Below are 26,609 nucleotides of genomic sequence, written 5' to 3' on the forward strand. Positions count from 1 at the left end.
GGCTATCTTTCTTTTATAAGCACCGCTATAAAACCGACGCCCAAACAGATGAATCCGCAGATGGAAAGATAGGCCATGCCCGAGAGAAAGAACGTTATGGCATCCTGCGATTGACCCAAGCGGTTGTCCTCGTGGATGGAGCAGCCAAGGCAGAAGAGTAATGCGCTCGCTAACGAGGCTAAACAGTACAGGCCGATCCGTAAAGACAATCTCATGCCAACCATGCTCTCAGGTAGTCGGCAAAAGCGGGAAGCTAATTTCAGAGACCGCCGTTCGCTAAGTCTTACCTGACACCGGCTTGGTGGTGTGCGGAGCGCCAGGCCTTTCAAAATTGCTTGTCACCGGAAGGCTTGCCACCGCGAGATTTGAGGTTGTGTGAACAGCTTGCTACTTAAGCGTCAATGGGCACACTCGCCCTGTGCCCATCTCGCTTCTAGGAATCGACCCTATGGAATCAGCCCTCATTGCACTTCTGACAACTGTCGCCATGCTGCACCATAGCGTTATAGGTCCATAAAAGTTCTGCACGGCTGCCGCTCGTCCTGCGCTTACCTAAAGTGTTCACGCACTCACGGGCGGCCTTCAGAAAACTCCGTGCAAGCTCCATACCCTCATCGCACGCCGGTCTCTTCTCAAGGTTTGGCCAGGAGGAGAGAAGTTGACTTTGGTTCATTACCATCAGCTATAACCTACCCTTTCAATTTTGCATTGCCATTCTGTCGTTAGCGGAGCCGCCACGACGGCCCTCTCCCTATGGTGATTGCGGCTTGAAGAACGTTTCCTCTGTCTCTTCTTTAGACGCAGACGCTCCTCCAAATTCCCCAATTTTTTGGAGCCGATCATCTTGACTTTCACGTTAGATTCACACACCGACGAAGCGCATCTTCGGCTCCGCTCGACACACCTGCGCAACCCCGACCAGTGCTGGCGATGCGGGAATAAACGACTGTTCTCTGTCTAAGTTGTTGAAGATTGGTAGCGCCAACGGGGATCGAACCCGTACTCTCAGCCTTGAAAGGGCCGCGTGTTAACCAGTTACACCATGGCGCCAAAACACTAATTGCAGAAGGAAAGGATTGGTAGCGTCAACGGGGATCGAACCCGTACTCTCCGCCTTGAGAGGGCGGCGTGTTAACCAGTTACACCATGACGCCAGAAACCAGACAGGAGAGGAACTTCTCCACTGCGATAAACAAATTATATCAGCTAACGACGCTGCTGAGCGACCCGCGCCCCTCTGAAAAAGAAGCCTTTACAGCCCCAGCTTCTTCACCTCGTCGTTGTAGTACTTGCGGTACAGGATGTCCCACTCCTGCGACCCTTCCACGATGATCTTTCGCTGCGAAGCAATCTTCTGCCGCGCCGCCGCGTCGATCTTCGTCTCTTCCATCAGCAGCTTCTCCAGAGCCTTCCTAGCCTCCTGACGAATCGTGTTCCGATCCTCCAGAAAGTCGACCTCCGGAATCTCCGCCAGGGTATCGGCCACCGTATGGGCCAGCTTGTTCAGCTTGTCGCGAGAGATTCTCACAGCACCGCCTTGTACTTGCGGGCCAACTCGTTCTTCACCTTTTTGAACATCTCCGGATAGCTCGCGCCGGTCTTGCGCATGTCATCCTGAAACGCCTCAAGGATCACGCGAACCTCATCGTTGATCCGGTCTTCCAGCGCCAGCTCATCCACCATTCCCGCAGTGACGCGTTCGTTGACAACAGCCGGTTTGTCGGTGTGGATCATCTTCTCGGCGACTAAATGCTTAACCGTCTGGCGCGCCAGGTATCCAACGTAATCTTTTGAAAAAATCATTTGACTTTCCTTCGAATATACCACGCGACACAGCGCATCTCGCCTCTATCCATCACATACGTTTCAGCATCGGCTTATGCGGACAACTCTCTGTATTCAGACACGTATCCGCCAGCCGCAGCCGCTCGACAGGACGTCCATGCAGCAGATGTTCGTTCACAATCTCCTCCACATCTTTCGCAGAAACAGCCCCATACCAAACCGCATCCGGATAGACCACCACCACCGGCCCATGCTCGCACTGGTCAAGACAGCCAAGCTCATTCGCCCGAACCTGCCCCTTCAAACCCGCCTCCTTCACCGCATCCTTGAAGGCCGATTTCAGCCTCCCGCTACCATCGCCGCTGCAACTGGGCCGCGATGCGCTCTCGTCCCGTTCATTGATGCAAATAAAAACATGGTGCTTGAACTTTGCCAATCCAGAATCCCTTCCACAAGCCGTTGGCCCGGCACGCAACGAAGTCTTTCCCGTGCGATGCACCGGCGTTTCTGAGACAATACTTATCGAATGCAACCTGACAATCTTATCTCGCTCAAAGACGACATGGTGGCCTTCATCGCCGGCCACGGCATGCGTCGCCTCAACGCCTACGTTACAGAAGACGTCCCGACCGTCATCTTCGAAGAAGAAAACCCCGACGGATGGAAGGACTTCGTCGAGCACGCCAAGGCTGCCGGCTCCCCTTTCGTCACCATGAGCGAAGTCATCCTCGAAAAATCAGACGTCGCCATCCTGCTCGAACAGCTTCGCGACCAGACCTTCCCCGACGACAACTCCGAAGAGCTCGACGACGCCGAGTATCTCGTCAACCACGTCGGCAAAGTCGGCTACCTCCAGCTTGGCTTCGCCCACCAGGGCGTAATGTTCATCTTCGAGGTCGCGACCGACTGGTACGACAGCTTCCAGAACCTCATGGAGACCGTCACCGATCTCGGCGGCATCGTAGTCGACGACAGCGACGAGTAAACAAAGCCAATGTCCACCGCCCCCGTTGGCAATCCAGCTGGGCTGCCAGCCTGGACCACCCGCCCCGCAGACGAGACCGCCGTTCAGAATCTCACTGACGCCCTCGGCTGCCCGCAGGCGATCGCTCAAATACTCGTCTCACGCACCATCTCCGACGCCGCAGCCGCCAAAACCTTCTTCACCCCAACCCTCGACGACCTCATCGACCCCATGCTCATGCTCGGCATGGACACCGCCGTCGCCCGCATCCAGCACGCCGTCCGCTCCAGCCAACCCATCCTCATCTACGGCGACTACGACGTCGACGGCACCACCGCCACCGTCCTGCTCAAAACCGCCATCGAACGCATCGCCCCCAAAGAGACCCCTGCCACCGTCACCTATCACGTCCCCCACCGCATTCGGGAGGGCTACGGCATGCAGAACGGCGTTCTCGGCCAGGCTGCAGCCTCAGGCGTACGCCTGGTCATCAGCGTCGACACCGGCATCCGCGCCTTCGCTGCAGCCGAAGAAGCAAAGGCTCTCGGCATGGACCTCATCGTCACCGACCACCACCTCCCCGACGGCGTCATCGGCATCCCTGCGGCGGTCGCAGTCCTCAATCCCGCCCAGCAGAACTGCCCCTACCCCTTCAAACACCTCTGCGGCGCCGCGGTAGCCTTCAAACTCGCCCATGCTCTCCTCCTGGCCACAACCGAGACCGAAGAGCAGCGCGCTAAGCTGAAACGCGGCCTGATTCCCTCCTTTCTCAAGCTCGTCGCCATCGCCACCATCGCCGACTCGGTCCCCCTCGAAGGAGAAAACCGGGTCATAGCGGCCCTAGGCCTCAAAGATCTCCGCAACCCTGTCCAGCCCGGACTGCGCGCCCTCATGCAGGTAGCGCAGATACCCATCAACCGCCCACCTACTGCCACCGAAGTCGGCTTCCGACTCGCCCCCCGCATCAACGCCGCAGGCCGCATGGACATCGCCGGCGACGTCGTCGAGCTCTTCCTCACCAAAGACCCCGCCCGCGCCTCCGCCCTCGCAGACAAGCTCAACCGCCTCAACGACGAACGCCGCGCCACCGAAGCCAAAGCCCTCGAAGCCATCGAAGCCCAACTCGCCGCCCTGCGCGACAGCCTCGGGGACTACCTCGCAGAGTGCATCATCCTCGATGACCCCGAGTGGCATCGCGGCGTCCTCGGCATCCTCGCCTCCCGCGTCGTCGACCGCACCGGCAGACCCGCCATCGTCATGACCCACGAAGACGGCCACGCCCACGGATCCGGCCGCTCCATCGACGGCTTCCACCTGCTCGACGCCATAAGCGCGGTCCACGAACCCCTCACCCCCTCAGACGCTCCGCTCTTCTCCAGATTCGGCGGCCACGCCCACGCCGTCGGCTTCTCCATGCCCTCCGACCGCATGCCCCTCCTCCGCGAACGCATGCAGCGCTACGGCGCCCCCAGACTCACCGGAGAGATCACAGCGCCTCCGCTCGAGTGCGACGCCGAACTTCTCCTCAGCGACCTCACGCAGAGTTTTTATGACTGGCTCACCCGCTGCGAACCCTTCGGCATCGGCAACCGCGAGCCCGTCTTCCTCACCCGCGGCCTCATCCTCTCCGCGCCCGTTCGATTCATCAAAGAAAAACACATCTGCCTTCCGCTTCAGAGCCCCGGCCTTCAGAGCTCCGGCACAACCAACCGCATCAGCGCTCTAGGCTGGAGCCGCACCACCGACTGGCCCGCCCGATGCGCTGAAATAGGCCTCAATACAGGCTCGCAGCTCGATGTCGCTTACAGATTGAAGGCCAAAACCAACCCACAGTTCCCTGGTCTGGAGCTGGAATTAGTCGCTCTCCGCCCCGCCTGACCCGCTGCATCGCATCGGTTAACTACCTTATCCTCAAAAGTTTCTGGTCCGATCGAACCGCCTACAGCGTCTTATATACTGAACCTTCGACTGATGCCCACCACTGAGACAAGACGGCTGAATCCTGTAATGCTGTGGGGCATCTTCCTCGCCATTATCGCCATCGGCTTCATCATCGTGCGCTCGTCCACCCGCGACCTGGTTGGCGTTCGCATCGCAATCGTCGACCACCAGAACATCGTCAGCTCCGTCTCGACCAACGGCAAGGTCGAGCCCATCGAAGAGTTTCCTGCCGTCGCAACCGCTCCCGGCGTCGTCGAAAAGGTTTACGTCGATGTTGGCCAGAAGGTCAAAGCAGGCCAGCTCCTGGTCAAGATGGATGACGCCGACGCTGTCGCCAAGATCGCAGCCGCAAACGCCGCAGTTCACACCGCTCAAGCGACTCTCCACGACATCGGTCAGGGAGGCTCGCAGGACGAGCGCATCGGACTCTCCGGTGATCTCAACCGCGCCGAGCAGCAGCAGCAGCAGGCCGCAAAAGATCTCGCAGCACTCAAGGCCCTCCAGCAGAAGGGAGCCGCCTCCGCCAGCGAGGTAGCCTCTGCCGAACAGCGTCTCCTCACCGCCGAAGGCTCCGTCAAAGGCCTCCAGACACGCAGCACCCAGCGCTACGGCGCCACGGACCGGTCCCGCGCCGAAGCCCAGCTCGCCGATGCGCAGGCCTCCCTCGCCGCCGCCAAGGCCGCCTACGCCAACGCCAACATCCGCGCCCCCTTCGCCGGAACCGTCTACTCCATCCCCGTCTCAAACTACGACTTCGTCCCCGCTGGCGAAAACCTCCTCGATGAAGCCGACCTTAACCGAATCCAGGTCCGCGCCTACTTCGACGAGCCCGAGATTGGAAAACTCGCCGTAGGCCAGGCCGTCAAGATCGTCTGGGATGCAAAGCCCACGCAGGCCTGGCACGGCCACATCAGCCGCGCCCCCTCCACCGTCATCACCTACGGCACACGCAACGTCGGCGAATGCATCATCACTGTCGACGACGCCCGCGGCGATCTCCTCCCCAACACCAACGTCGTCGTCACCGTCACCACCTCGCAGCGCTTCAACGTCCTCAGCGTCCCCCGCGAGGCCCTCCACACCGAAGGCGGTGACTTCGTCTTTCGCGTCGTCAACAACAGGCTCGTCCGCACCCCCGTTCAGGTTGGAGTAGGAGTCAACCTCACCCGCCTCGAGATCGTCAGCGGCCTCTCTGAAAAAGACACGGTCGCCCTCAGCGCCGTCAACAACCGTGAACTCACCAATGGGCTCCCCGTCAAAATAGTCGAGTAGCTATGTCCCTTTCGACACGCCCGTTTCGTCTTCCCCACGCGTTCCTGCTCGCTCTCCTCTTCACGACTTCCTTTCTCGCAGCCGACGAAACCCAGGCCAACGCGCTCCTCCAACAGGGTCGCGTCGACGAAGCCGCAGCCATGCTCCAGGATCTCCTCGCCTCCCAACCAAACAACGCGCTTGCCCATCAGCTCTTCTGCCGCGTCTACTACGCCCAGGAGAAAGCCGACCCCGCCATCCACGAGTGCGAACTAGCCGTAGCCAACGCACCCGACAGCAGCGAAGATCACATGTGGCTCGCCCGCGCCTATGGATACAAGGCCGCCCATGCCAGCCCGTTCTCCGCGCTAAGCCTCGCCGTCAAAGTCCACAACGCGTTCGAGCGCGCCGTCCAACTCGACCCCGAAAACTTCCAGGCCATGAGCGACCTCGGCGAATACTACGTCGCGGCCCCCTCCATGATCGGCGGCGGCACCGACAAAGCCCAGGCTCTCGCCGCCAGAATGCAGCCCAGTTTCCCTGCCCAATCCCACCGCCTCCTCGCCCTCATCGCAGAGAAAAAAAAAGACAGCGCAGCCGCGGAGGCCGAGTACCAGGCCGCCGTCGCCGCAGGCAAAACACCCGAGGCCTACATCGACCTCGGTGACTTCTACAAACGGCACAATCAGACCGACAAGATGCTCGAAGCCCTTAGATCGGCCGTAGCCGCCGATCACCGCAAAGGCCCTCCCCTGGTCGACGCCGCCACCACCCTCTCGGACGCTCACAGTTCACCCCAACTCGCCATCAGTCTCCTTCGCACCTACCTCGCAGCCTCAGGAAAGACCGACGGAGCCCCCGCCTTCAAGGTTCATCTCCAGTTAGGTGGCCTTCTCGCCCAAAGCGGAGACACCGACGGAGCCCACAACGAATACCTCGCAGCTCTCTCCCTCGCATCGAACTATGTACCCGCACGCAAAGCATTACAGGGATCGTAGACAAAAGGCGATACCATGATCTCTAACCGTTCCTAAGGAATCTCCCAGCAAGTATGATTCGTCTTCTTCGCCAATTGATCGCGTGCTCTGCTCTGGCTTGTGCCGTGACGCCTGCCATCGCGCAGATATCGTTTACCAGTGCGGTAGGTCTGGCCCTGAAGAACAGCCCCAAAGTTCTCACCGCCCAGGCCGACGTCAACAAGGCGCAGGCCGCCCTCGATCAACTCATAGACGCCTTCGTCCCAAATGTTGTCGGCGCATCCTCCATCGGCCCTCCCTCCTACGGATTCCCGCTGGGCCAGCCTTCCATCTACAACCTCACCGCGCAGTCTCTTGTCTTCAGCTATCCGCAGCGCGACTACATCCGCGGCGCCAAGGCCTCCCTCGAAGCGGCCCGCCTCGCACTCAAGGACGTTCGCGAGGCCGTCGCCGAAGACACCGCCATCACCTACCTGGCGCTCCATCGCGACCTTCAGCGGCAGACCGTCCTCCAGCAGCAGCAAGGCTTCGCCGGCCATCTCGTCTCCATCGTCGAGGATCGTCTCGCCTCCGGTCAGGACACCCCCATCGATCTCACCACCGCCCGCCTCACCGCCGCGCAGATCCATCTCGCCCGTCTTCGCGTGGACGACGAGGCGGCTACAGACCAGGCTCATCTGGCGCGCCTCCTTGGCCTGCCCCCGCAAGGGATCAGCACCTCCGCCAGCAGCATCCCCGCCCTCACCGGCGACCTGCCCGACGGCAAGTCCGCCGACATCAATGCAACGCTAATCGGCTTCAGCCCCGCCGTCGAGTCTGCCTACGCCAACGCGCGTTCCAAGCGTGAGATCGCCTTCGGAGAGAGCCGCTACCTCTGGCGACCGCAGATCGTTCTCCAAGCCCAGTACAGCCGCTTCGCAAAGTTCAACAACCTGCAGGACTACTACTTCCGCTTCCAGCAGAACAACGCCGCCATCGGCGTCCAGATCACCATTCCCTTCTTCGACGTCGCCCACAAAGCCAAAGCCCGCGAGGCAGACGCTGATGCCGCCCACGCCGAGCACGAAGCCGACTCGATCCGCGATCAGTTCTTCGACTCCAGGCTCAGAATCCAGCACGCCGTAGCAGAGCTCGCCGTCCGCTCCGAGATCGCCACCCTCGATCAGCAGCTCGCCCAGCAGAACCTCGACGTCCTCATCGTTCAACTCAACACCGGCAACGGAAACATGGCGGGCACCCAGATGACCCCCAAAGATGAGCAGACCTCCCGCATCGCCGAGCGGGAAAAGTTCCTCGCCGTCCTCAACGCCAACTTCGAGCTGCAACAGGCTCAGATCAATCTCATGCGAGAGAGCGGCGACCTCGAGAGCTGGATCGCCGCAGCCCTGCAGGCACAGCCCGCCGCTCCCGCGAAACTCTGACCCAAATTCACGAATATCCGTTTTGAAATGAATCGTCTGGCGCACTCAGGCATCGCTGCAGATACCTGCTGCAAACGTCAGAAAAGCCCCTCAAGCCCTTAACGAAATGGTAAAATCGAGTTATTATTATGCCTCTCAAGACACTGTTTCTGAATCCGCCCTCCTTCGAGAAGTTTGACGGTGGCGCCAGCTCCCGCTGGCCCGCAACCCGCGAGATCGAGTCCTACTGGTATCCGGTCTGGCTCACCTACCCGGCAGGCATGCTGGAAGGCTCCCGTCTCCTCGATGCTCCGCCCCACCACATCAAGTGGCAGGAGGTCGTCGAAATTCTCAAGGACTACGAGTTCCTCGTGCTCTTCACCAGTACCATGGGCTGGGACGGCGACCAGAAGATGGCCGAGGTCATCAAGCAGACCTACCCCAGCATCAAGATCTCCTTCGTTGGCCCCCCGGTGACCACCTCCCCAGACAAGGCCCTGAACGAGTGCCCAGCCATCGACTTCATCTGCCGCCGCGAGTTCGACTTCTCCGTCGTCGAATACGCCAACGGCAAGCCCCTCAACGAGATCCTCGGCATCAGCTACAAGGACAAGGCCACCGGTAAGATCCTCCACAACCCAGACCGCCCTCAGGTCACCCCAGAGGAGCTCGACGAGATGCCCTGGGCCACGGAGATCTATCACCGCGATCTCGACGTCACCAAGTACAACGTCCCCTTCCTACTCCACCCTTACGTAGCGCTCTACTCCACCCGCGGCTGCCCCGCCCAGTGCACCTTCTGCCTCTGGCCCCAGACCCTCTCCGGCCACGCCTGGCGCAAGCGGTCTACCGATGATGTGGCGGCCGAGATGAAGCAGGCCAAAGAACTCTTTCCCCACGTCAAAGAGTTCTTCTTCGACGATGACACCTTCAACATCCAGAAGGTCCGTACCATCGAGCTCTGCGAAAAGCTCAAGCCCCTCGGCCTCACCTGGTCCTGCACCTCGCGCGTCACCACCGACTACGACACCCTCAAAGCCATGAAGGAAGCCGGCTGCCGGCTCCTCATCGTCGGCTACGAGTCCGGCGACCCTCAGATCCTCAAGAACATCAAGAAGGGCGCCACCGTCCAGCGCGCGCTCGACTTCCAGCGCGACTGCCACAAGCTAGGCCTCGTCGTCCACGGCGACTTCATCCTCGGCCTCCCCGGCGAGACCCGCGAATCCATCCGCAACACCATCGACTTCGCCAAGCAGCTCGACTGCGAGACCATCCAGGTCTCCATCGCCCACGCGTTCCCTGGAACCGAGTTCTTCGACTACGCCAAGGACAACGGCTTCATCACCAACGAAGCCATGAGCGACGACGGCGGCCACCAGATGGCGCACATCGAGTACCCCGGCCTCCCCGTCGAGTACGTCATGGAGATGGTGCACAAGTTCTACGACGAGTACTACTTCCGCCCCAAGGCTGCCTTCCGCGTAGTCTGGCAGGCCATCGTCAACCGCGACGTGCCCCGCCTCTACACCGAAGCCAAGTCCTTCATGGAGCTTCGTTCCAAGCGCAACAAAGCCGTCCGCGCCGTCAAGGAAGCTAACGCCGCCAAGGCGCAGGAATCCGTCAGCATGAACGCGTAACTAACCTGTCTGCAAATCATCTAACGAGCGGTCAGCATTCAAGATGCTGGCCGCTTTCTCTTAGTTTTCAGCACCAGAACGGATCGATCAAGAGATGCAACACACCCTCACTCCCCGCCGCTGGATCGTCCTCATCGCCGTCATGCTGGGCGCCTCCATCGGCGACGCACTCCTGGGCATAGGCATGAAGCAGCTCGGCCCCGTCTCCCTCCATCATCTCAGCGCACTCTTCTTCGCTCTCAAAAGCCCCTGGATCATCTCCGGCATCCTCGTCCTGCTCGGCTTCATGGCCTGCTACATGACCGCCCTCAGCTGGGCCGACATCACCTTCGTCCTCCCCGCCACCGCCTTCGGCAACGTCATCGTCACCGTCCTCTCGCGCTTCTGGCTTCATGAACACGTCTCCCGCTCCCGCTGGCTCGGCGTAGCCCTCATCGTCATCGGCGTAGGCTTCGTCGCCAACGGCCCCTCACGCACCGAGCACGTCCCAGTAGAAGTCGAGGCCCTCCCATGAACCCCACCCTCCACACCTGGGCCACCATCGCCGCCGTCGTCCTCACCGCCACCGCGGGCGACATCCTTATCGCCGGCGGCATGCGCAAGCTCGGCGACCTCGACGACATCCGCGCCAAATCCGGTCTCCTCGGCGCCATCAAAGCCGTCCTCTCCAGCGGCATGTTCCTCCTCGGAATCACCTGCATGTCCCTCAGCTTCTTCTCGCTCCTCTTCGCCCTCTCAGGCGCAGACCTCAGCCTCATCGCACCCGCGACCGCCTCCCTCACCTTCATCACCACCGCCGCCGCCGCAAAGTTCTTCCTCAAAGAAAACGTAGACGGCCGCCGCTGGATCGCCGCCCTCTTCGTCTGCGCCGGCGTAGCCCTCCTGGCAAAGTAATATGCCCCGTCCGACCAACGGGAGGCCCTCTAACTCCCCCCAGCCGAGAAAGGGTATACAAGTCACGAAGTGACCGCCCCACGCGAAGTGGGCCCGTCCGGCAGGAATCCTAGCCGGGTAGAGAAAATCAGCTCAGTCCCGGCTAAACCACCGCATCAGCCCACCAGCCGGAGTCTCCGCCGCCATAAATCGCCTAGCATCTCCCACCACCGCCCCCGCCGCCAGCCGCCCACTCCGGACCCCACCCTCCATCGTCGAAGGCCACTCCGTCGCCGTCCAATCCCCCGCAAGAAAAAGCCCCGGCCACTCCGTCTCCTGCTTCGGACGAAACTGATCCAGCCCTGTCGTCACCGAGAACGTAGCCCGAGCCTCCTTCAACACCCCACTCTTCACCAGCTTCGCCTGCTTCACATCAGGAAAGAACATCTCCAGCTCCCGCAAGCCCGACGAAAGAATCTCCTCCCGCGTCATGCCCAACTGCGCCTTCGACCCCGCAATCACCAGCTCAACGTAGCTTCCCCGCCCCTTCGCATACCGCCGAATCCGCGACTTGTGAAAGAACCACTCAATCGTCGTATCCAAAAGCCACGCATGATCAAGATCCGTAATCTCACGGTCATACCAAAGCAGAATCGACGTAAACGAAGAGTGCATCTGCCGCGCCATCTTCAACTCCAGATCGTCCTTGGTCTCCTCAAACCGTCCCGCGTACTCCTCGTTCACTCGAACCGCCGGCAGCAACTTCTGCGTCTGTTCAAATGGGAGCGCCAGAATCACCGAGTCCGCCGTATACCCCGCGTCAGCCGTATAAACACGCCACCGTCCATCCCCCTCCTGCACCAACCCCTCTACGCTAGCCCGAAGCCGCACCTTCCCCCCGCAAGCCTCGATCATCCGCGCCTCCGCCGCATAAAACTCGCTCAGCGGAACCGTAGGTATCCCCAGCCGCCCACCCGTAGACGACTTCACAAACAGCTCATGAAACACCTTCCCCGCATATCTGGTCGAGCAGTGCGCCGGACGATCATTCAACGTCGCCATCACAATCGGGCTCCAGAAGTGCCGAATCGAAAGCTCCGTCTGCTTCGTTCGTTTCAGCCAGTGTTCGACGCTCTCCGTATCTTCCGCTGGATATCCACGAAAGAACTCCATCAACCCACGCGCCACCCCAACCTTGTCCTTCCACCCCAACATCGACATGCCCGCAAAGCTGGGCGCGAAGTGAAACGGCGCCGGCAGATCGCTCGTCACAATCGTGCTTGCATTTCCATTCGGCTCGAGAAAAGTTTGCTCGTCATACCACCGAATCTTCCCCGCAGTCCCCGCCTGCTCGCAAAGTTCAATCAGGTTCGTGCAGCATCCCAGCAGCACATGCTGCGAGTCCACCACCTCCCCCAGCGCAGGATGCTCATACGAATAAGCTCTCCCACCCACATAAGGCTTACGTTCAAGAACAGTTACAGACTTCCCCGCCCTCACCAGCGCACTCGCCGCAGCCAGTCCCGCCGCACCAGCTCCAACAACAATCACATCGCTATGTTCCGCGCCGCTCACAAGACCATCCGGTTGCGCACAGCCATCCCCATCCCCTGCGCCAGGATCAGCAGCTTCCGCGAGGTCGGCACACTCACGCGCTCTGAAAACACATCGTAGTTCTTCGCCATAATCCGCTCCAGCAGCCCGCGATAGATCGTCACCAGCACCCACAACGCCGCGCGACTATCCTTGTCGATCAGCGGCAGCAGCTCCTCCGCCGCAGCGTAATAAACCAGTGCCCGCGCCGCCTCCTGCGCCAACAGGCTCCGCACCACCTTCGTCTCAGCCTCTCGGCGAACCACCTGCAGCAGCTGCTTCACTTCAACCCTGCCCGCAGTCAGATCCTCCATCGGAAGATAGATCCGTCCACGCTCCGCATCCTCACTCACGTCCCGCAAAATATTGGTCAACTGGAACGCAACGCCAGTCTTCTCCGCCAGCATCTCAGCCCGTGGATCGCTATACCCAAAGATGCGAATGCAAACCAGCCCCACCACCGAAGCAACCAGATAGCAGTAGCGATACAGCCCCTCAAAATCCTCGTACACCTGCAGCGTCTGCGTTTTATCTGCAACCGTATCGGTTACAAGCACCACATCGGCCTGCGACTCTTCGAGGTCCATCGTCGTACCCCGCACCAGATCCTCCAGCAGCGCATCCGGAATCGCAAACCTCTTCTGCGTATCGTTCAACGCCACAAAGACCGGATCCTCCGACACCCCGCTCCGCCGCGCCTCACGCCACGCACCCAGCCACGCCGACATCACCACGCGCCGCTCCACCACCGGCATCGTCTCTTCATCGGAGATATCGTCTGCCCGCCGCATAAACGCATACACCGCGCACATTGCATCTCGCTTATGATCCGGCAGCACGCGAAACGAGTAGTAAAAGTTCTTCGCCTCCCGCTGCGCAATCTCCGTGCACACGGCATAAGCCTCAACAATCGTCACGAGGCCATCCCCGCGCTCAGCTTGCCCACAAGCGCCTCGATCAGCAGACCCGCCTTCCGCGTCTTCGATACCACCGGTCTTCCGCGCAGCACATCAAAATCCTGCCTCGTAATGCCGTTCAGAATCGCCTCTCCGCCCTTACGAAACAGATCAAGCACTACCTTCAACTCTTTATCCACATGCTGGCTGATCTCCCCACCCTCCAGCAGCATCGCCCGCGTCCGCACCACCAGCTCCTGCATCATCCCGCGAAACTCCGGTGTAAACACCCGCCCCTCGATCTGCCCCTCGTCCACCCCGAACCGCACCATCGACTCCGCAGGAAGATACCGTCGCCCCCGTTCCTTATCCTCCACCACATCCTGCCAGAAGTTCGCCAGCTGCAGCGCCGTACAAACCTTGTCCGACATCAACGCCCGTGCCTCATCCGTATACCCGCACACCCAAAGCACCAGCCGTCCCACCGGATTCGCCGAGTAGTGCGAGTACTCCAGCAACTCCGCCCAGCTCTCATACTCCGTCTTGTACTGATCCATCCGAAACGCATGCAGCAGATCCAGAAAGAGCTGTCGCGGCGGATCGCACTCGCGAATCGTCTCCCGCAGCGCCACAAACACCGGATGCATCGACCGCTCCGGCGCGTCGTAGCACTCCTCCAGCATCGCGCCCCAGGTGTTCAGCAGACGAGTCGCCACCTCGCGATCCTCCACCTCATCCCCCAGATCATCGGCCACCCGGCAGTACGCGTAGATGCTCTCGAAGTGCGGCCTCACCTTCGCCGGAAGAAAAAAGGTCGCCACATGAAAGTTCTCATAGTGTGACGTCGCCAGCTCCCTGCACCAGGCCCGCGCCTCGGCGAGAGTCGGCCGCTCCAACGGTGTCAGGTACTCGAGCGGAGCCCCCAGCAGCGCATGCTGCATCGCAGTCGTGTCGTTCACCTCGGCCCCCCAGCGGGAAAGACTGCCGTCTTGATATCCCGCGCACTTCCATTCCGATGCATCATCCCCGCAAAGATCGCCGGCACCTCGTCCAGTCCCGCCCGCCCCGTAATGTACTCCGCGCATTTGAACCGCCCGCTCGTCACCAGCTCGAATGCCGTCCTGCAGGTCGCCGGCGTATGGTGAAAGCTCGCCTTCAACGTGATATCTCCGTAGTGCAGCCGGTTAGTATCCAGCTTTACCTTCGTCCCGCTCGGCGGACCCCCAAAGAAGTTCACCACCCCACCCTTCCGCACCATATCCACTCCCCACTCCCACGTCGCCGGGGCGGCCACAGCTTCGATCACAATATCCGCGCCTCTTCCCGCAGGAGTCAGAGCACGCGTGGCCGCCACCACATCCGGCACCGCTCCAATATGAACCACCTCACGCGCGCCAAACAACTTCGCCGCACCTATCTGGTCCTCGCGCTTCACCACCGCAATCACCTCTACCCCTGCGATCTCCGCGGCATGCATAAACATCAACCCGATCGGCCCTGCTCCGATCACCACCATCGTGTCCCCGGCCCGCGTTCCACTCTCCTCCAGCCCGCGCACCACGCAAGCCAGCGGCTCGGTCAGCGCCGCAAACTCCAGCGGAACCCCCTCCGGCACAATTAACGTATTCTTCTCGACGATCCGCGCCGGAATCCGAATAAACTCCGCATACGCCCCATTGTTGAACAAAAGGTCTTCACACAGATTCTGCTGCCCATGCCTGCAAAAAAAACAGACATCGCAAGGAGCCGAGTTCAAAGCCACCACCCGGTCTCCGACTTTGAACGCCGTCACCCCGGCACCCACCTCCTCCACCACCCCCGCCAGCTCATGTCCGAACGGCATCGGAGGCTTCAGCATCTTGGCATGGTAGCCTCGCCGATAGACCTTCAAATCCGTCCCACAGGTCAGCGCCGCGCCCACCCGCACCACCAGCTCTCCGGCGCCGGCCTGCGGTATCGCCACGCGTTCCAGCCGCAGATCTTCCTTGCCGTACAACACCGCCGCCGTCATCTCAGCTTTCACTCTTCTATCTTCTCATTCCCGACCGGATTGGTGCACATTTCGCCATCCCTCAAATCCTTCAAGAACATGCAATCCTCGCCGCCGCCCCAGCATCTGATAGTCTGAGCCACATAAACATGCCCTTTGTCTCCCCAGAGATCTTCGCCAAGGAAAGGCTCGCCGCGATCCAGGACTACTCCATCCTGTCCTGGCGGGCCGTCGTCAACCTCTTCAGCAAGCCGCGCTATCTGGCCGACATCTACACCCAGATGGACTACATCGGCGTCGGCTCCATGCCCATCGTCGTCCTCACCGGCTTCTTCACCGGCTGCGTCCTTGCCCTCCAGTCCGCCACCTCGCTCGAGGCCTTCGGCTCCGTCAGCCTCACCGGCAACCTCGTCGCCCTCTCCATGGTCAAAGAGCTCGGCCCCGTCCTCACCGGCCTCATGGTCTCCGGCCGCAACGCCTCCGGCATGGCCTCCGAGATCGGCTCCATGAAGGTCACCGAGCAGATCGACGCCATGCGCGCCCTCGGCACCGACCCCCTCCGCAAGCTCGTCACCCCCCGCCTCTACGCCACCATCTTCATGCTCTTCTTCCTCACCATCATGTCCGACGCCTGCGGAATCGCCGGCGGCGCGCTCGTCAGCGTAGCCCTCCTCGGACTCAACGCCTCCTCCTACTTCCACAACTCCTACCGCGCCCTCGCGTACGGAGACGTCGTCCAGGGCCTCACCAAGCCCCTCTTCTCCGGCTTCATCATCGCCACCGTCGGCTGCTACTTCGGCATGAACACCAAAGGCGGCACCCAAGGCGTCGGCAAAGCCACCACCCAGGCCGTCGTCGTCTCCTCGGTCTTCATCATCATCGTCGACCTACTCGTCACCCGCGCCATGATCGGCGTCTTCGGCAGGTAAAGGCAGCAATCACACTCCAATGGCAGACCTCGCCCAATCCGGCTCCGCAACCCTCGAGCAGCAGCCCGACTCGCAGGAGCCCATCGTAGTCGTCGACGACGTCTCCATCATCTTCGACGTAAAGCCCGTCCTCCAGAACGTCTCCTTCACCGTCCAGCGTGGCGAAACCCGCATCATCCTCGGCCCCGCCGGCGGCGGAAAATCCGTCCTCCTCAAACTCATCAACGGCCTCCTCAAGCCCGACACCGGCTCCATCCACGTCTTCGGCCACAACGTCTCCACCATGCGCGAGACCGAGCTCTTCAAGCTCCGCAGCCGCATCGGCATGGTCTTTCAGGAGTCAGCCCTCTTCGACTCCATCTCCGTCGGCGACAACGTCTCCTACCGCCTCCACGAAGACCACATCCCCGAAGAAGAAGCGCACGCCCGCGTCATCGAAGCCCTCCGCTTCGTCGAGCTCGAAAACACCATAGAAAAATTCCCCTCCGAGCTCTCCGGTGGAATGCGTCGCCGCGTCTCCATCGCCCGCGCCATCATCACCAACCCCGACCTCATCCTCTACGACTCCCCCACCGGCGGCCTCGACCCCATCACCTCCACCACCATCATCGACCTCGTCATCAAGCAGCGCGACGTCACCCACACCACCTCGCTCGTCATCACCCACCGCATCCAGGACGCCTACCTCCTCGCCCGCAGCCGCTTCAACACCCAGACCGGCAAAGTCGAACAGATCCCCAACAACGGCATCGACGACAGCACAAAGTTCCTCGTCCTCAACGAGGGCAAAGTCGTCTTCGACGGCACCACCGAAGAGCTAGTCCACTCCACCGACCCCTGGCTCAGAGAGTACCTCTCCTGACCAGCCTCGATCTTTTGCACAAGACCGAAGCGATAAGCAGCGCGCCGCTCAACTGTTGTGAGCCGCCGCCGGAATCAGCATCTTATTCTCCGCAAACACCGCATCATGTGCGACCGAGCACGCAATCGCCGCGCGAAACCCACACTGCACATCGGCAAAGATCGAATGCTCCCCACGCACCGCTTCCACAAACGAGCGAGCCGCCGCCAGCGTCGGGTCCTCCGAACTAGCCACCACAACCTTCTCGCCCGGCCCGCGATACGGCATCTCGCCCGCAGTCGAATACGACGCCCCCGTCACCACGCCACGCTCGACGACGGTCTTGCCCTCTGCCTGATCGGCCGTCGGTTTATTCGAACGATTCTTCTCGAAGTACATCGTCGCGTCTTCGATCGTGATCTGCACGCTCCCCGCCGTGCCATAGATCCATAACTCACACCCAACCTTCGCATTATCCGTAATCGAAGAGAAGACCAGCCGCCGCCCTTGAGAGTAGTTAAAAACCGACTGCACATTGTCCCCAACCGTACGTCCATCGTGATATCGGCAGATGCTGTTAGTCCCAATCACGCTCTCAGGCTGTTCGCCAAAGACCCAGTTCGCCATATCGATATGATGCGAGCCCAGCTCCGTGCCCAGCCCGCCCGAGCTCTCGCGATACAAACGCCAGTTGATCAGGCGCTCCAGCTTTCCGTCCGGATCAGGCGAAGGAACACTCCGCCGCCAATCGCCGTTGCGATGCCAGTAGGCGTAAACGTGGGTCGGCGTTCCAATCTCGCCGGCATGCACACGGCGTATCGCCTCCCGCACCCATGAGGCATAGCGGTACTCATGGCCGATCTGGAAGAGAACCTTGTTGCGAGTCACCGCGTCGAGAATGTTCTGATTGTCGTCCACCGTGAAGCCCAGCGCCTTCTCTCCATAGATCGCTCGACCCGTCTTCGCAGCGGCAATCACATGGTCCGCGTGACACGCCACCGGCGAGGCAATCATCACGGCGTCGATATCGTTGCGCGCCAGCAACTCGTTGTAGTCAGCTGTATGTTGCACCTCTTTGCCCACCAGGCGATTCACCTGCTCGTAGCGCGGAGGATAGATATCGCAGATGGCCTCGACCGAAACTCCGGGCACACGCAGGAATTGGCGAAGGTTCTCCTGTCCTCTGCTGCCCGCGCCGATAACACCCAGTCGAACAGGTTTCACCGCCGGCACCGCGGCACGGGCGATTGTGGTTGAGGCAAGAGCAGCAGCGGAGGCGGATTGTAGAAAGTCACGACGGTTCATAGTTGGCCTTGGAATCTAAAGCAGTTTAAGAAAGCACAGTTCAGAGAGCACAATGTGTTGAGTCGACCGAGCTGGTCCATTGAAAGGTGGTACAGCGTGCAGCCTCCGCATCGTTCGCATCATAGGAGACGATCAAAGCGTGAGCGTCAGGCGCAAAGGCCTTAAGCGTGGCAACACTCTGCTCCGGTGTTTCAACAAAGACAACGTTCGAGAGCGCGTCGCTAGCGGTCGCCGAAGGCGCGACAACGCTCACCTGTATTCTGCCCTCCACCGGACGCATCGTACGCGGGTCCATGATGTGGCAGTAACGATGACCAGCCACCGTGAAGTTCTTCTGACTGCAATCTGCGCTCGAGAGCGAGGTATCCCGCAGCGTAATCACCGAAAGCGTCTTCTGCGAAGGCAACGGCCCCGGAACGACCACACGCCATCCAGTCTTGTGCGGCGGAGCGCCCAGCGCGTACACGGTGCTGCTTCCCGCCGAAAGCATCGCCGCCCTGATGTGATCGGCACGTAGAATGCGAACCGCCGCATCCACAGCAAAACCCTTGCCGATACCGCCCGGATCGAGCTCAATGCCCGGCGAGGTGAACTGCACCGTGCGTGCCGCCGGATCAAGCTTCACCTTCTCCCAACCCGTTACCGCACGAAGATCTTCAAGCTCTGCGTCCATCGGAATACGTCCATCGTAACGGAAAAACCCCCAGGCCTTCATCAGGCGGCCCACCGTAATATCGAAGGCCCCGTTGCTGGCCCGGCTCCAGTGCTCGGACTGCTCTAAAAAATCCATCATCTCCGGATCAGTCGTCACAGCGCCAGCGCCGGCGTTCTGGGCGTTCTGATTGATCCGTGACAGCTCGCTCGACTCGCGATAGTTCGAGAGCAGCTGCTCAATACGGTCGACCTCGTCGAAGACCTCCTCGGACGCAGCCGCCGCAGCCGCAGGGCTTGCGCTGTAGAGATACAACGTAAACTCTGTGCCCATCGCAGGATGCGTCGTAGTAAACAGCCTGAGCGGCGACGGCGCAGCCCCGACCGCCAGTGGTGTCACGCTCAGAGTGATCGCAAGCCAGCCAACTGCCAGCCAGCGCTTCATCTCTTCCCTTTCTTCCACTCCTCATAAGGAATCCGCGGAATATTCAAAAACGAATCCCGCGTCTTCACATAAGCCCCCAGCCCATTCATCCTGCCAATCGCATGCAACTCCTCCGACAGCACATATGGCCCCGCCGGATCGACAAACTTGTCCTCAATGTAAACCGACACCACGCGCCCCAGTACGATCCGCGACCGCCCAATCTCCATCGTCGTAAACTCTTTGCACTCGAGCGCCGCATGAGCCTGCGCAATCCTCGGCACCTTCACTACTTGCGACGGCGCAGTAGTAAACCCGGCCATCTCCAACTCATCAAACTCCGCAGGAAAATCCGTAGCGCAGATGTTCATCTGCTGCGCGATATCCTCGGTCACCACGTTCACCACAAACTCCCCCGTCCGCCGGATATTCCGCGCCGTATCCTTCGGCACAAAATGCTCCGACGGACGATTCATCACGCCCATTCCGATAATCGGCGGGTCGGTACAAAGGTAGTTGTACGAGCTAAAAGGCGCAGCATTCATCCTGCCCTCTTCGTTCATGCTGGTCACCAGCGCAATCGGCCGAGGCGCAACCAAACCGATCAGCAGGTTATAGGTCTCACGCGCCTTTATCTTCTCAACATCAAAAATCATCTTTACTCCTGGTACCCTTCAGCAGCCTAGCACCGAATCCCAAGCGATGAGTCACTCCCCTCGAGCCGTCTCCCTGAGCGTCAAAGCTGCTCATCAAGGGTGTCGTCATCCTGAGCCCTCCACCGTCGTCATCCTGAGCGAAGTTGCTCACAGCACTTTGTGAGCAACGCAGTCGAAGGATTCCCGTATTCGTCTTTGCCGTTGCTGTTGTTTTTAGTCCATAAGCCCGTAAAGAACCACCGGGCAGGCCGCCCCGCCGATCCTCACAAAACCTGTCAAGCCCCAAAAACACGAAACCCCGCGCCAGACAAGGAGAATCGCGTGGCGTATGAGTTCCACTCCAACAGCTATACTGATAACAAGATCCAAACACACAGCCCCGGAGACCCTCCGGGGCTAACTTATTGACAATAAGGAATCTGTACGCAACCCATTTGTTATGAATGTTTTACAGCCATAATTCACCTGTACACTATTGAATACAAGCATCTTACGCCCCGGTAATATGGGGGGGAGGGGCAGAGCTGGCCCAGGGACTTTGGCCGCCAGCAAAAGATAACCACGAAAACACCACAGCAGCCACGCTTCACACCACAGACTCACCACAAGTTGCGGCAGTGTCCGCTCGCACCCACACGAAAAAGCCCGCAAACCAGCCGAAGCCGCTTCACGGGCGTATCAAAATCTGCGTTGAAAAAAGATGGAGAGAGCCAGAAACCAGGCTCTCTCCCAACGACAACTTAGTAAGGCCGGTAGTAACCAGGGCCGTAGTAGTAGCCAGGAGGTGGAGGAGGAGGATAGCGGCGACGGAACTGTGGATCCGCGCCCACCGGAACGCCTGCACCCAGCCGGTTCAACTCCGCCTGAGACACAGTCGTAATATCCGCCGGCTGCGTCAGGTGGAAGACCAGGATCGCCTCGGGAGGCAGCGACGCCTCGCCCCGGCCCGAAGCCGCCGACACGCCAAGACCGGCCACACCGCCAACTCCGGCACCAACAGCCGCCCCAACGCCACCGCCGGCAACCGCACCGATCAACGCGCCAACCGCGCCCAGCCCCACCGTATTCCCGACCGTGTTCCCCGTCTTATCCACCCCCTGGTGCCACCAGAAATCGGTAGCAATCGGGTAGACCCTGCCGCCCAGCGAAACAGAGTTGAGCTGCAACTTCAACTCGCCCTTGCCCTTCAACTCGCCCGCAGTATGCACCGCAACCACAGTTCCCTGGATAGAAGCACCACGCGGAATCGCAATCGAACCACCAGCCGCCACGTCGTTCAGAATCACGCCGTCAAACGTAGTCCCGACCGTGGTGCTCTTGCTGTTCATCCCCTGATTGATCCGAACCCGAAGATTGGTTCCAATCGGCACCACCACAGCGTCCCCGCCCTTCTGAGCCACATAAGGCCGCGGCGGAGGATACTGCGAAGGGTAAGGCTGCCCATAAGCCGGATACTGCCCCGGCTGCTGCTGTCCTGGATAAGGCGGTGGATATTGCCCCCCCTGCTGCGGCGCACCATAAGCCGGAGGGTACTGACCAGACTGCTGCCCCTGATAAGGAGGCGGATACTGACCACCCTGTTGCCCCGGGTAGGGGGGGGGATACGGACTACCCTGCTGCGAACCCTGCGGCGCAGAAGGTGCACTCGGACTGTTTGGAACCGGAGGACTTTGCGCTTGCGGAGGAGCGATCGAGCCATCAGACTGGAGATTCGGATTCGTTCCTTGAGATGTGTCCTGCTGTTGCTGCGAGGAGTTGTTGTCAACAACCGCAGGAACCGTACCAACAATCAACTGGTCCACAACCTTTTGAACCCCGGCCGTATTCGAAACCAAATGGTCCGCCAGATCACGCGAGGGCTCATCCCGGACGGTGCCACTCAACGTCACTACTCCGTAAACGGTACTCGAGGTGATCGCCTGATCGGCCAACTCCGGGGCACCCGCTAAAGCCTTCAAGACACTTGCCTCAATCTGGGCATCGGGCACGGGCGCTGGCTTGGCCTGCGCTAACCCCACACTACCCTTCGACGCCAGACTGGCCATCAAAAATGCCATCATCGCGAACTTTGAAAACTTGCGCTGAAACCCGTCGTACATAAGCCCCTCCGCTCCCTCGGCGCAGCACTCTATCGCCACGCTAACATCCTATTGATGCAGACTCGGTTTTCAGAAAAAAGTTCCGCTCAATCCCTCTCGACACAGACAAGAAAGCCGTACTTAGCTCCACTTCGGGCTGATTGACCTTAGCTGGAAGTAACGGTATATTCAAAGAGCGGGGTGGAGCAGCCCGGTAGCTCGTTGGGCTCATAACCCAAAGGTCGTAGGTTCAAATCCTACCCCCGCAACCACTTAGCGAAACCGCCAACCCGGAATAACCCGGTGTAAGAGCAGCAACATTTGCTCCGCCGGGTTTTCGCACGTTTTGCTGCTCGCTTTCATTGGGCTATGCGCTCCTCAAAATTCTGCTAACGACTGCTGCGTTTGCCTCGCGCTTTGCTTCCATCGTGCAGCGGAAGGCGCTTCCCGTTCGGAACGGGAAAGTCGGTCTTGCACCACTCACCCGCGACGGCCCCACAGTTCGGGCAATCCACGAGACAGCAACCGGCAGGGCGGATGTAGTCCTGTCCGATTGGCGACGCGTGGAAATGCCGCCCCGTCATGGGGCTGACGAATAGCAGCTCCGACTCGATGAGTCCGACGCCCTCATCTCCCAAATTGGCGAGCGCCTCCCTCTCGGCTTCGCGAATGAAGTCGAGCAAGATGGCAGCGAGGTCCGGGTCAAGGGGCAGTTCGTCCTCCGAGTATTCCGTCTTGACCAGCTTCACCCGACCATGAACGACTGCTCGAACGATCTGCATACTGAGTTTCTCGAAGTGGATGTCCGGCTTTTCGATAGCCAAGACTTCCTCAACGCGAAGACCCGAGCATTGCGCGAGTAGCGCCATCATGCGGTAAGGCTGCGGAATCAGCGGAAGGATCAAAAAGAACTGCTCGACAGTGAGGATCACCGGTCGTTTCCGGCGTTTGCTAATGCCCTTGATCTCGACGAACTCCATCGGATTCCGTTGCCACTCGACCATCTCCCACAGCATGGCTTTCTCATACAGGCGATGTATGACAGCCTTGATGTGACCTTTGGTTTTGGGCGCGGCTTCCAGGTTTCGTAACCATTCCTGGACATTCATCGGCTTCAGACGAGTGATACGAGTGGTTCCCCACTTCGCACGCACCCGCTTGATGACGCTGAGGTAGGAACTGGCTGTCGAAAAGCTCAACTCGCCTACGTTGTCGCAGGATTCACCGGGTCGAACCTTCTTGATTTCAAGCAGGCTTCGGAATGAAGGTGGAGGAGTTTGCGGACATCGCCTTCGCCGCCAAATCCATGCCGTCCTTTGGCTACGGATGCGCCGTCTTCATGCAGTCGGATATCGTCAACTTCCAACGTCAAGGTTGGCGATCGGAAGAGATTCTCGCCGGACTCGCTGATGTACTGCCGAAGAACGTTTTCCTCTATGTTGCCAGTATTCCGAATCTGGCCGCCCTCGGCACACGCTTCGTCTTGCAGGGTGGAACGCAGAACAACCTTGCCGTGGTCAAGGCAGAAGTGGACTTCATCAAATCCAGCTTCCGCGCGAACGGAAAAGAGCCGGAAATTATCGTTCATGAACACTGTGGCGAGTCCGGAGCAATCGGCGCCGCACAGGAGGCACTCCGTCTCTGGCGTAATGGCCGGGAGACCACGGTTATCGGCCTTGAAGCTGTTGCGAACATCCGCTATCACACGACGCGAAATGAAGACACACGCTGCTATTTCTGCAAAAACAACTGTCTGCGTACCTTCATCGATGTCGATGTAACTGGAGGGCAAAGCCCGGAGCACAATCACACCCTTGACGCAGCAGACCGTGTTGCAACGGAAGAGGAGATAGCCGAGGTTGTATCCAACTTACCTTCCCTTGAACAGATCCACGCGAACCTTCCACCACTTGAATCGCAGGGTTCCTGCAGCACAGGTGTAGGACACAGTTCTCCCTCTATATTCAAAGCAAAAGTAGAACCGCTAGTTCAGATTCAACTGGCTCCAGGATCAAATAAAGTTGTCGAGCTACCAAAACCCGCCGAATTTCAAGCGCGCAAGACCAAGGTCCCACTGCGAATGGGCGAACAGCGGCTCATCATCGCCACCTGCGAAAAGGGCACAGTGGAAGATCTCGATGAGATGAAAGACATTAAAGCCGATATTGACAAAGTCAAAGTCGTAAATCCCAACTACGTTGATATCGCTGCACGCGATGTCTTCCGTCACCATGACGTCGAGGTCGTCTCCGACGCCATTCCAGCCACCCGTGGCTTGTTCATTTCAAAGGCAACCAAAGAACGCGCTTCACAGATGGAGCGGCGTAGAGACTTCCGCGTAGGGATTCCGCGTCTTTTGAACACCTATACTTATGCACCGTTCTTCAATGGATACTTCGCCAGCCTTGGACTAAAGTCCGAAAATATCATCTACTCCGATTACACGACTCCGGAACTTTACCGTGCAGGCGCAAGTCGCGGCGCTATCGACCCATGCTATCCCTCAAAGATAGGCATCGCGCATGTCTACAATCTACTCGCGACCAAACACGTGAAGAAGCCGCTTCACGCGATCTGGTTCCCGATGTATGACGTCTTGCATTCGCATCTCGTGAACCTGACAGGATCGAACGCCTGCCCAACCGTAACGGCAACACCAGAGACAGTTAAAGCCGCGTTCACCAAGGAGAGCGATATCTTTTCCGAAAACAACATCCTGTACATGGATCCGATCTTAAATCTTCAGGACGAAAAGATTTGTGCCGACCAGATGTTCAAAGCCTGGGGACCGGTACTCGGAGTTACCCGCGAAGAGAACGAGCGCGCCATCGCCGTCGGATTCAAATCGTTGCACGAGTGCGAAGCCGAGATTCGCCGGCAGGCGCGAGAGACGCTAGATCAACTCGAACGAGAGGACCGCATCGGTATTGTGATGCTGGGCCGCGTATATCATCATGACCCAGGCCTGAACCACGAGATTATGGAGGAGTTTCAGAAGTTAGGATATCCGGTCTTCTCGCAAAGCACATTGCCGCTGGACGAAGACTTGCTTGACCGCCTCTTCGGAGAAGAGGTTCGCGCCGGGTTGATTACCCATCCGCTCGACATCAGTGACGTCTGGAAGAATCGTTACTCCACCAGCACTAATCACAAAGTCTGGGCCGCAAAGTTTACGGCGCGCCACCCCAACCTGGTTGCGCTCGAGGTCTCCAGCTTCAAGTGCGGCCACGACGCTCCCATCTACGGGGTCATCGAAGGCATCATCGAGCAATCAGGTACACCCTACTTCTCATTCAAAGACCTCGACGAAAACAAGCCCACCGGGTCTATCCGCATTCGTGTCGAGACAATCGACTACTTCCTGCAACGCTATCGTGAAGACATCATCAAACGCCGCCACATCGAAAGCAATATCGAAACGCAATTGGCTGTGTTCGAGCAAACGCTTCGCAGCCAACCACGAGAGCGATACGAGATGGCAGTGGCAGGGTATTGAAATTCGAGGTAGCACCTGAAACCTGCCGCATAGCGTCAGCGGGTCGCTGATCCAGGAGTGTCGATCCGTTCTATGGATGCATCGTGGAGTCCCATAAATCGGTTCGCAGAGAACTACTGTCAAGGTCGGCGTGCAGATGGATTCCGAAGTAGATAGGTGTCCATCACCCAACCGTTTTTCTCCCTAGCCGAGCTTCGAGCCATCTCGATGCTCTCCCTCGTTTCGGTAAGTCTTCCAGACAAGAGAACCTCTTTATCACTACCCACGTATGCTCCCCAATAGATCTCCACCTCTTTGTCTAGCACCTCTTTGAAGGAACACTTTCCGTCGAGCATCACAATAACGTTCTCGGTGTTGGAGATTAGGCCAGGCGATAGTTGACGACCCGTTGTGATACAAATCGACTCCCCTATACCATTCAGAGTTATCTTGTGGCGCGCTGCGAGGGCTTGAATGCTGGTAATTCCAGGGATGACTTCGTAGTCGAAATGAATTAGACCCCGGCTAATAACCTGATCAATCACTCTAAGAGTGCTGTCGTAAAGTGACGGATCTCCCCAGATAAGAAATGCACCACACTCATCCTCTTGCAACTCATTCTTGATCAGTTCTTCGTAGATTAGCGCCCGCTGCTGGTGCCACGCCTCGACTCGAGAGGCGTAAGAATCTATGGTCGGATCGCGCCCCGAATCGACGATCTCGACAGTTCTGTACGATGGCTCGTCGATGTATCGTTCACATATCTCTTTTCGAAACTGAGTGAGATCGTTCTTCGCCTCTCCTTTGCTCGTAACAAAGAACACATCAACCTGGTTTATAGCCTTAATCGCTTGAATTGTAACTTGTTCTGGATTACCCGGACCGATTCCAATGATGTATAGCTTCCTCATATGGGCATTCCTTTTTAATGGTCGACAAGGGT

General features: G+C 59.2%; 24 protein-coding genes and 3 tRNA genes. 12 read left to right on the forward strand and 15 right to left on the reverse strand.

The window, feature by feature from the left end; translation table 11 throughout:
* Positions 1 to 973: 973 nt before the first annotated feature.
* The 5 genes from HDF09_RS02805 to HDF09_RS02825 form a co-directional block, all read right to left on the reverse strand.
* Positions 974 to 1,050: transfer RNA gene (locus tag HDF09_RS02805), tRNA-Glu, on the reverse strand.
* A 27-nt stretch (positions 1,051 to 1,077) separates the two neighbouring features.
* A tRNA-Glu gene (locus HDF09_RS02810) sits at positions 1,078 to 1,154 on the reverse strand.
* A 98-nt stretch (positions 1,155 to 1,252) separates the two neighbouring features.
* The gene (locus HDF09_RS02815; RefSeq protein ID WP_179582933.1) at positions 1,253 to 1,528 is read right to left on the reverse strand and encodes a DUF507 family protein; all 276 of its coding nucleotides are present in this window, start codon (positions 1,526 to 1,528) and stop codon (positions 1,253 to 1,255) included.
* Positions 1,525 to 1,803: a DUF507 family protein gene (locus HDF09_RS02820; RefSeq protein WP_179638107.1), complete on the reverse strand. Its 279-nt coding sequence runs from the start codon at positions 1,801 to 1,803 to the stop codon at positions 1,525 to 1,527. Before HDF09_RS02820 ends, HDF09_RS02815 begins: the two co-directional genes overlap by 4 nt.
* 52 nt (positions 1,804 to 1,855) lie before the next feature.
* Positions 1,856 to 2,221 carry a (2Fe-2S) ferredoxin domain-containing protein gene (locus tag HDF09_RS02825; protein WP_183761103.1) on the reverse strand — a complete coding sequence of 122 codons (366 nt, stop codon included), beginning with the start codon at positions 2,219 to 2,221 and terminating at the stop codon, positions 1,856 to 1,858.
* A gap of 90 nt (positions 2,222 to 2,311) precedes the next feature.
* Between HDF09_RS02825 and HDF09_RS02830 the strand changes: the two genes are divergently transcribed.
* From HDF09_RS02830 to HDF09_RS02865, 8 genes are all read left to right on the forward strand, one after another.
* Entirely contained in the window at positions 2,312 to 2,770 is a 459-nt protein-coding gene (locus HDF09_RS02830) for a hypothetical protein (protein WP_179582930.1), read from the forward strand.
* A 9-nt stretch (positions 2,771 to 2,779) separates the two neighbouring features.
* Entirely contained in the window at positions 2,780 to 4,627 is a 1,848-nt protein-coding gene (gene recJ / locus HDF09_RS02835) for a single-stranded-DNA-specific exonuclease RecJ (RefSeq protein ID WP_183761108.1), read from the forward strand.
* 93 nt (positions 4,628 to 4,720) lie between these two features.
* Positions 4,721 to 5,962 carry an efflux RND transporter periplasmic adaptor subunit gene (locus HDF09_RS02840; RefSeq protein ID WP_260180888.1) on the forward strand — a complete coding sequence of 414 codons (1,242 nt, stop codon included), beginning with the start codon at positions 4,721 to 4,723 and terminating at the stop codon, positions 5,960 to 5,962.
* Positions 5,963 to 5,964: 2 nt separating this feature from the next.
* Positions 5,965 to 6,939, forward strand: coding sequence for a tetratricopeptide repeat protein (locus HDF09_RS02845; protein ID WP_183761111.1), 975 nt, complete (start codon positions 5,965 to 5,967; stop codon positions 6,937 to 6,939).
* Positions 6,940 to 6,992: 53 nt separating this feature from the next.
* Positions 6,993 to 8,339, forward strand: coding sequence for a TolC family protein (locus HDF09_RS02850; protein ID WP_183761114.1), 1,347 nt, complete (start codon positions 6,993 to 6,995; stop codon positions 8,337 to 8,339).
* A 128-nt stretch (positions 8,340 to 8,467) separates the two neighbouring features.
* Positions 8,468 to 9,955, forward strand: coding sequence for a hopanoid biosynthesis associated radical SAM protein HpnJ (hpnJ, locus tag HDF09_RS02855; protein WP_179582925.1), 1,488 nt, complete (start codon positions 8,468 to 8,470; stop codon positions 9,953 to 9,955).
* A gap of 94 nt (positions 9,956 to 10,049) precedes the next feature.
* On the forward strand, positions 10,050 to 10,469 hold the full coding sequence (locus HDF09_RS02860) for an EamA family transporter (protein WP_183761117.1): 420 nt from the start codon (positions 10,050 to 10,052) through the stop codon (positions 10,467 to 10,469).
* Positions 10,466 to 10,849 carry a hypothetical protein gene (locus HDF09_RS02865; RefSeq protein ID WP_183761120.1) on the forward strand — a complete coding sequence of 128 codons (384 nt, stop codon included), beginning with the start codon at positions 10,466 to 10,468 and terminating at the stop codon, positions 10,847 to 10,849. Before HDF09_RS02860 ends, HDF09_RS02865 begins: the two co-directional genes overlap by 4 nt.
* A 132-nt stretch (positions 10,850 to 10,981) precedes the next feature.
* On the opposite strand, the gene hpnE is transcribed toward HDF09_RS02865, so the two are convergent.
* Genes hpnE through HDF09_RS02885 form a run of 4 tightly spaced genes read right to left on the reverse strand, consistent with a single transcriptional unit; the run spans position 10,982 to position 15,328 of the window.
* Complete coding sequence (gene hpnE / locus HDF09_RS02870; RefSeq protein WP_183761138.1) at positions 10,982 to 12,403, reverse strand: hydroxysqualene dehydroxylase HpnE; 1,422 nt, start codon at positions 12,401 to 12,403, stop codon at positions 10,982 to 10,984.
* Entirely contained in the window at positions 12,400 to 13,338 is a 939-nt protein-coding gene (locus tag HDF09_RS02875) for a phytoene/squalene synthase family protein (RefSeq protein WP_183761140.1), read from the reverse strand. The genes hpnE and HDF09_RS02875 overlap by 4 nt, the downstream gene beginning before the upstream one ends.
* Positions 13,335 to 14,276, reverse strand: coding sequence for a squalene synthase HpnC (gene hpnC / locus HDF09_RS02880; RefSeq protein ID WP_311718490.1), 942 nt, complete (start codon positions 14,274 to 14,276; stop codon positions 13,335 to 13,337). Before hpnC ends, HDF09_RS02875 begins: the two co-directional genes overlap by 4 nt.
* Positions 14,273 to 15,328, reverse strand: a complete 1,056-nt coding sequence (locus tag HDF09_RS02885) for a zinc-dependent alcohol dehydrogenase (RefSeq protein WP_183763194.1) — start codon at positions 15,326 to 15,328, stop codon at positions 14,273 to 14,275. Before HDF09_RS02885 ends, hpnC begins: the two co-directional genes overlap by 4 nt.
* 128 nt (positions 15,329 to 15,456) lie before the next feature.
* Here HDF09_RS02885 and HDF09_RS02890 point away from each other — a divergent pair, with 128 nt between their 5' ends.
* Together HDF09_RS02890 and HDF09_RS02895 are read left to right on the forward strand one after the other, a co-directional pair.
* Positions 15,457 to 16,236: an MlaE family ABC transporter permease gene (locus HDF09_RS02890; protein ID WP_183761142.1), complete on the forward strand. Its 780-nt coding sequence runs from the start codon at positions 15,457 to 15,459 to the stop codon at positions 16,234 to 16,236.
* Positions 16,237 to 16,255: 19 nt separating this feature from the next.
* Positions 16,256 to 17,098 (forward strand): ABC transporter ATP-binding protein, encoded by an 843-nt coding sequence (locus HDF09_RS02895; RefSeq protein ID WP_183761155.1) that lies wholly within the window; start codon positions 16,256 to 16,258, stop codon positions 17,096 to 17,098.
* 48 nt (positions 17,099 to 17,146) lie between these two features.
* Here HDF09_RS02895 and HDF09_RS02900 read toward each other — a convergent pair whose 3' ends face one another.
* From HDF09_RS02900 to HDF09_RS02915, 4 genes are all read right to left on the reverse strand, one after another.
* Positions 17,147 to 18,382, reverse strand: coding sequence for a Gfo/Idh/MocA family protein (locus HDF09_RS02900; RefSeq protein WP_183761192.1), 1,236 nt, complete (start codon positions 18,380 to 18,382; stop codon positions 17,147 to 17,149).
* 40 nt (positions 18,383 to 18,422) lie between these two features.
* Positions 18,423 to 19,478, reverse strand: a complete 1,056-nt coding sequence (locus tag HDF09_RS02905) for an FAD:protein FMN transferase (protein WP_183761195.1) — start codon at positions 19,476 to 19,478, stop codon at positions 18,423 to 18,425.
* Positions 19,475 to 20,113 (reverse strand): flavin reductase family protein, encoded by a 639-nt coding sequence (locus tag HDF09_RS02910; RefSeq protein ID WP_183761198.1) that lies wholly within the window; start codon positions 20,111 to 20,113, stop codon positions 19,475 to 19,477. The genes HDF09_RS02905 and HDF09_RS02910 overlap by 4 nt, the downstream gene beginning before the upstream one ends.
* Positions 20,114 to 20,853: 740 nt before the next feature.
* Entirely contained in the window at positions 20,854 to 22,251 is a 1,398-nt protein-coding gene (locus tag HDF09_RS02915) for a BON domain-containing protein (RefSeq protein ID WP_183761201.1), read from the reverse strand.
* A 135-nt stretch (positions 22,252 to 22,386) separates the two neighbouring features.
* On the opposite strand from HDF09_RS02915, the gene HDF09_RS02920 reads away from it, so the two are divergent.
* Positions 22,387 to 22,463 (forward strand) — tRNA-Met (locus HDF09_RS02920).
* A gap of 117 nt (positions 22,464 to 22,580) precedes the next feature.
* Here the strand turns inward: HDF09_RS02920 and HDF09_RS02925 are convergent.
* The gene (locus tag HDF09_RS02925) at positions 22,581 to 23,390 is read right to left on the reverse strand and encodes a tyrosine-type recombinase/integrase (RefSeq protein ID WP_183761204.1); all 810 of its coding nucleotides are present in this window, start codon (positions 23,388 to 23,390) and stop codon (positions 22,581 to 22,583) included.
* A gap of 62 nt (positions 23,391 to 23,452) precedes the next feature.
* Here HDF09_RS02925 and HDF09_RS02930 point away from each other — a divergent pair, with 62 nt between their 5' ends.
* A complete protein-coding gene (locus HDF09_RS02930; RefSeq protein WP_183761208.1) occupies positions 23,453 to 25,687 on the forward strand; it encodes an acyl-CoA dehydratase activase-related protein in 2,235 nt (744 codons plus the stop codon).
* Positions 25,688 to 25,806: 119 nt separating this feature from the next.
* Here HDF09_RS02930 and cobF read toward each other — a convergent pair whose 3' ends face one another.
* Positions 25,807 to 26,577 carry a precorrin-6A synthase (deacetylating) gene (cobF, locus tag HDF09_RS02935; RefSeq protein ID WP_183761210.1) on the reverse strand — a complete coding sequence of 257 codons (771 nt, stop codon included), beginning with the start codon at positions 26,575 to 26,577 and terminating at the stop codon, positions 25,807 to 25,809.
* Positions 26,578 to 26,609 lie beyond the last annotated feature (32 nt).

This window comes from Edaphobacter lichenicola, assembly GCF_014201315.1.
Lineage (GTDB): Bacteria > Acidobacteriota > Terriglobia > Terriglobales > Acidobacteriaceae > Edaphobacter > Edaphobacter lichenicola_B.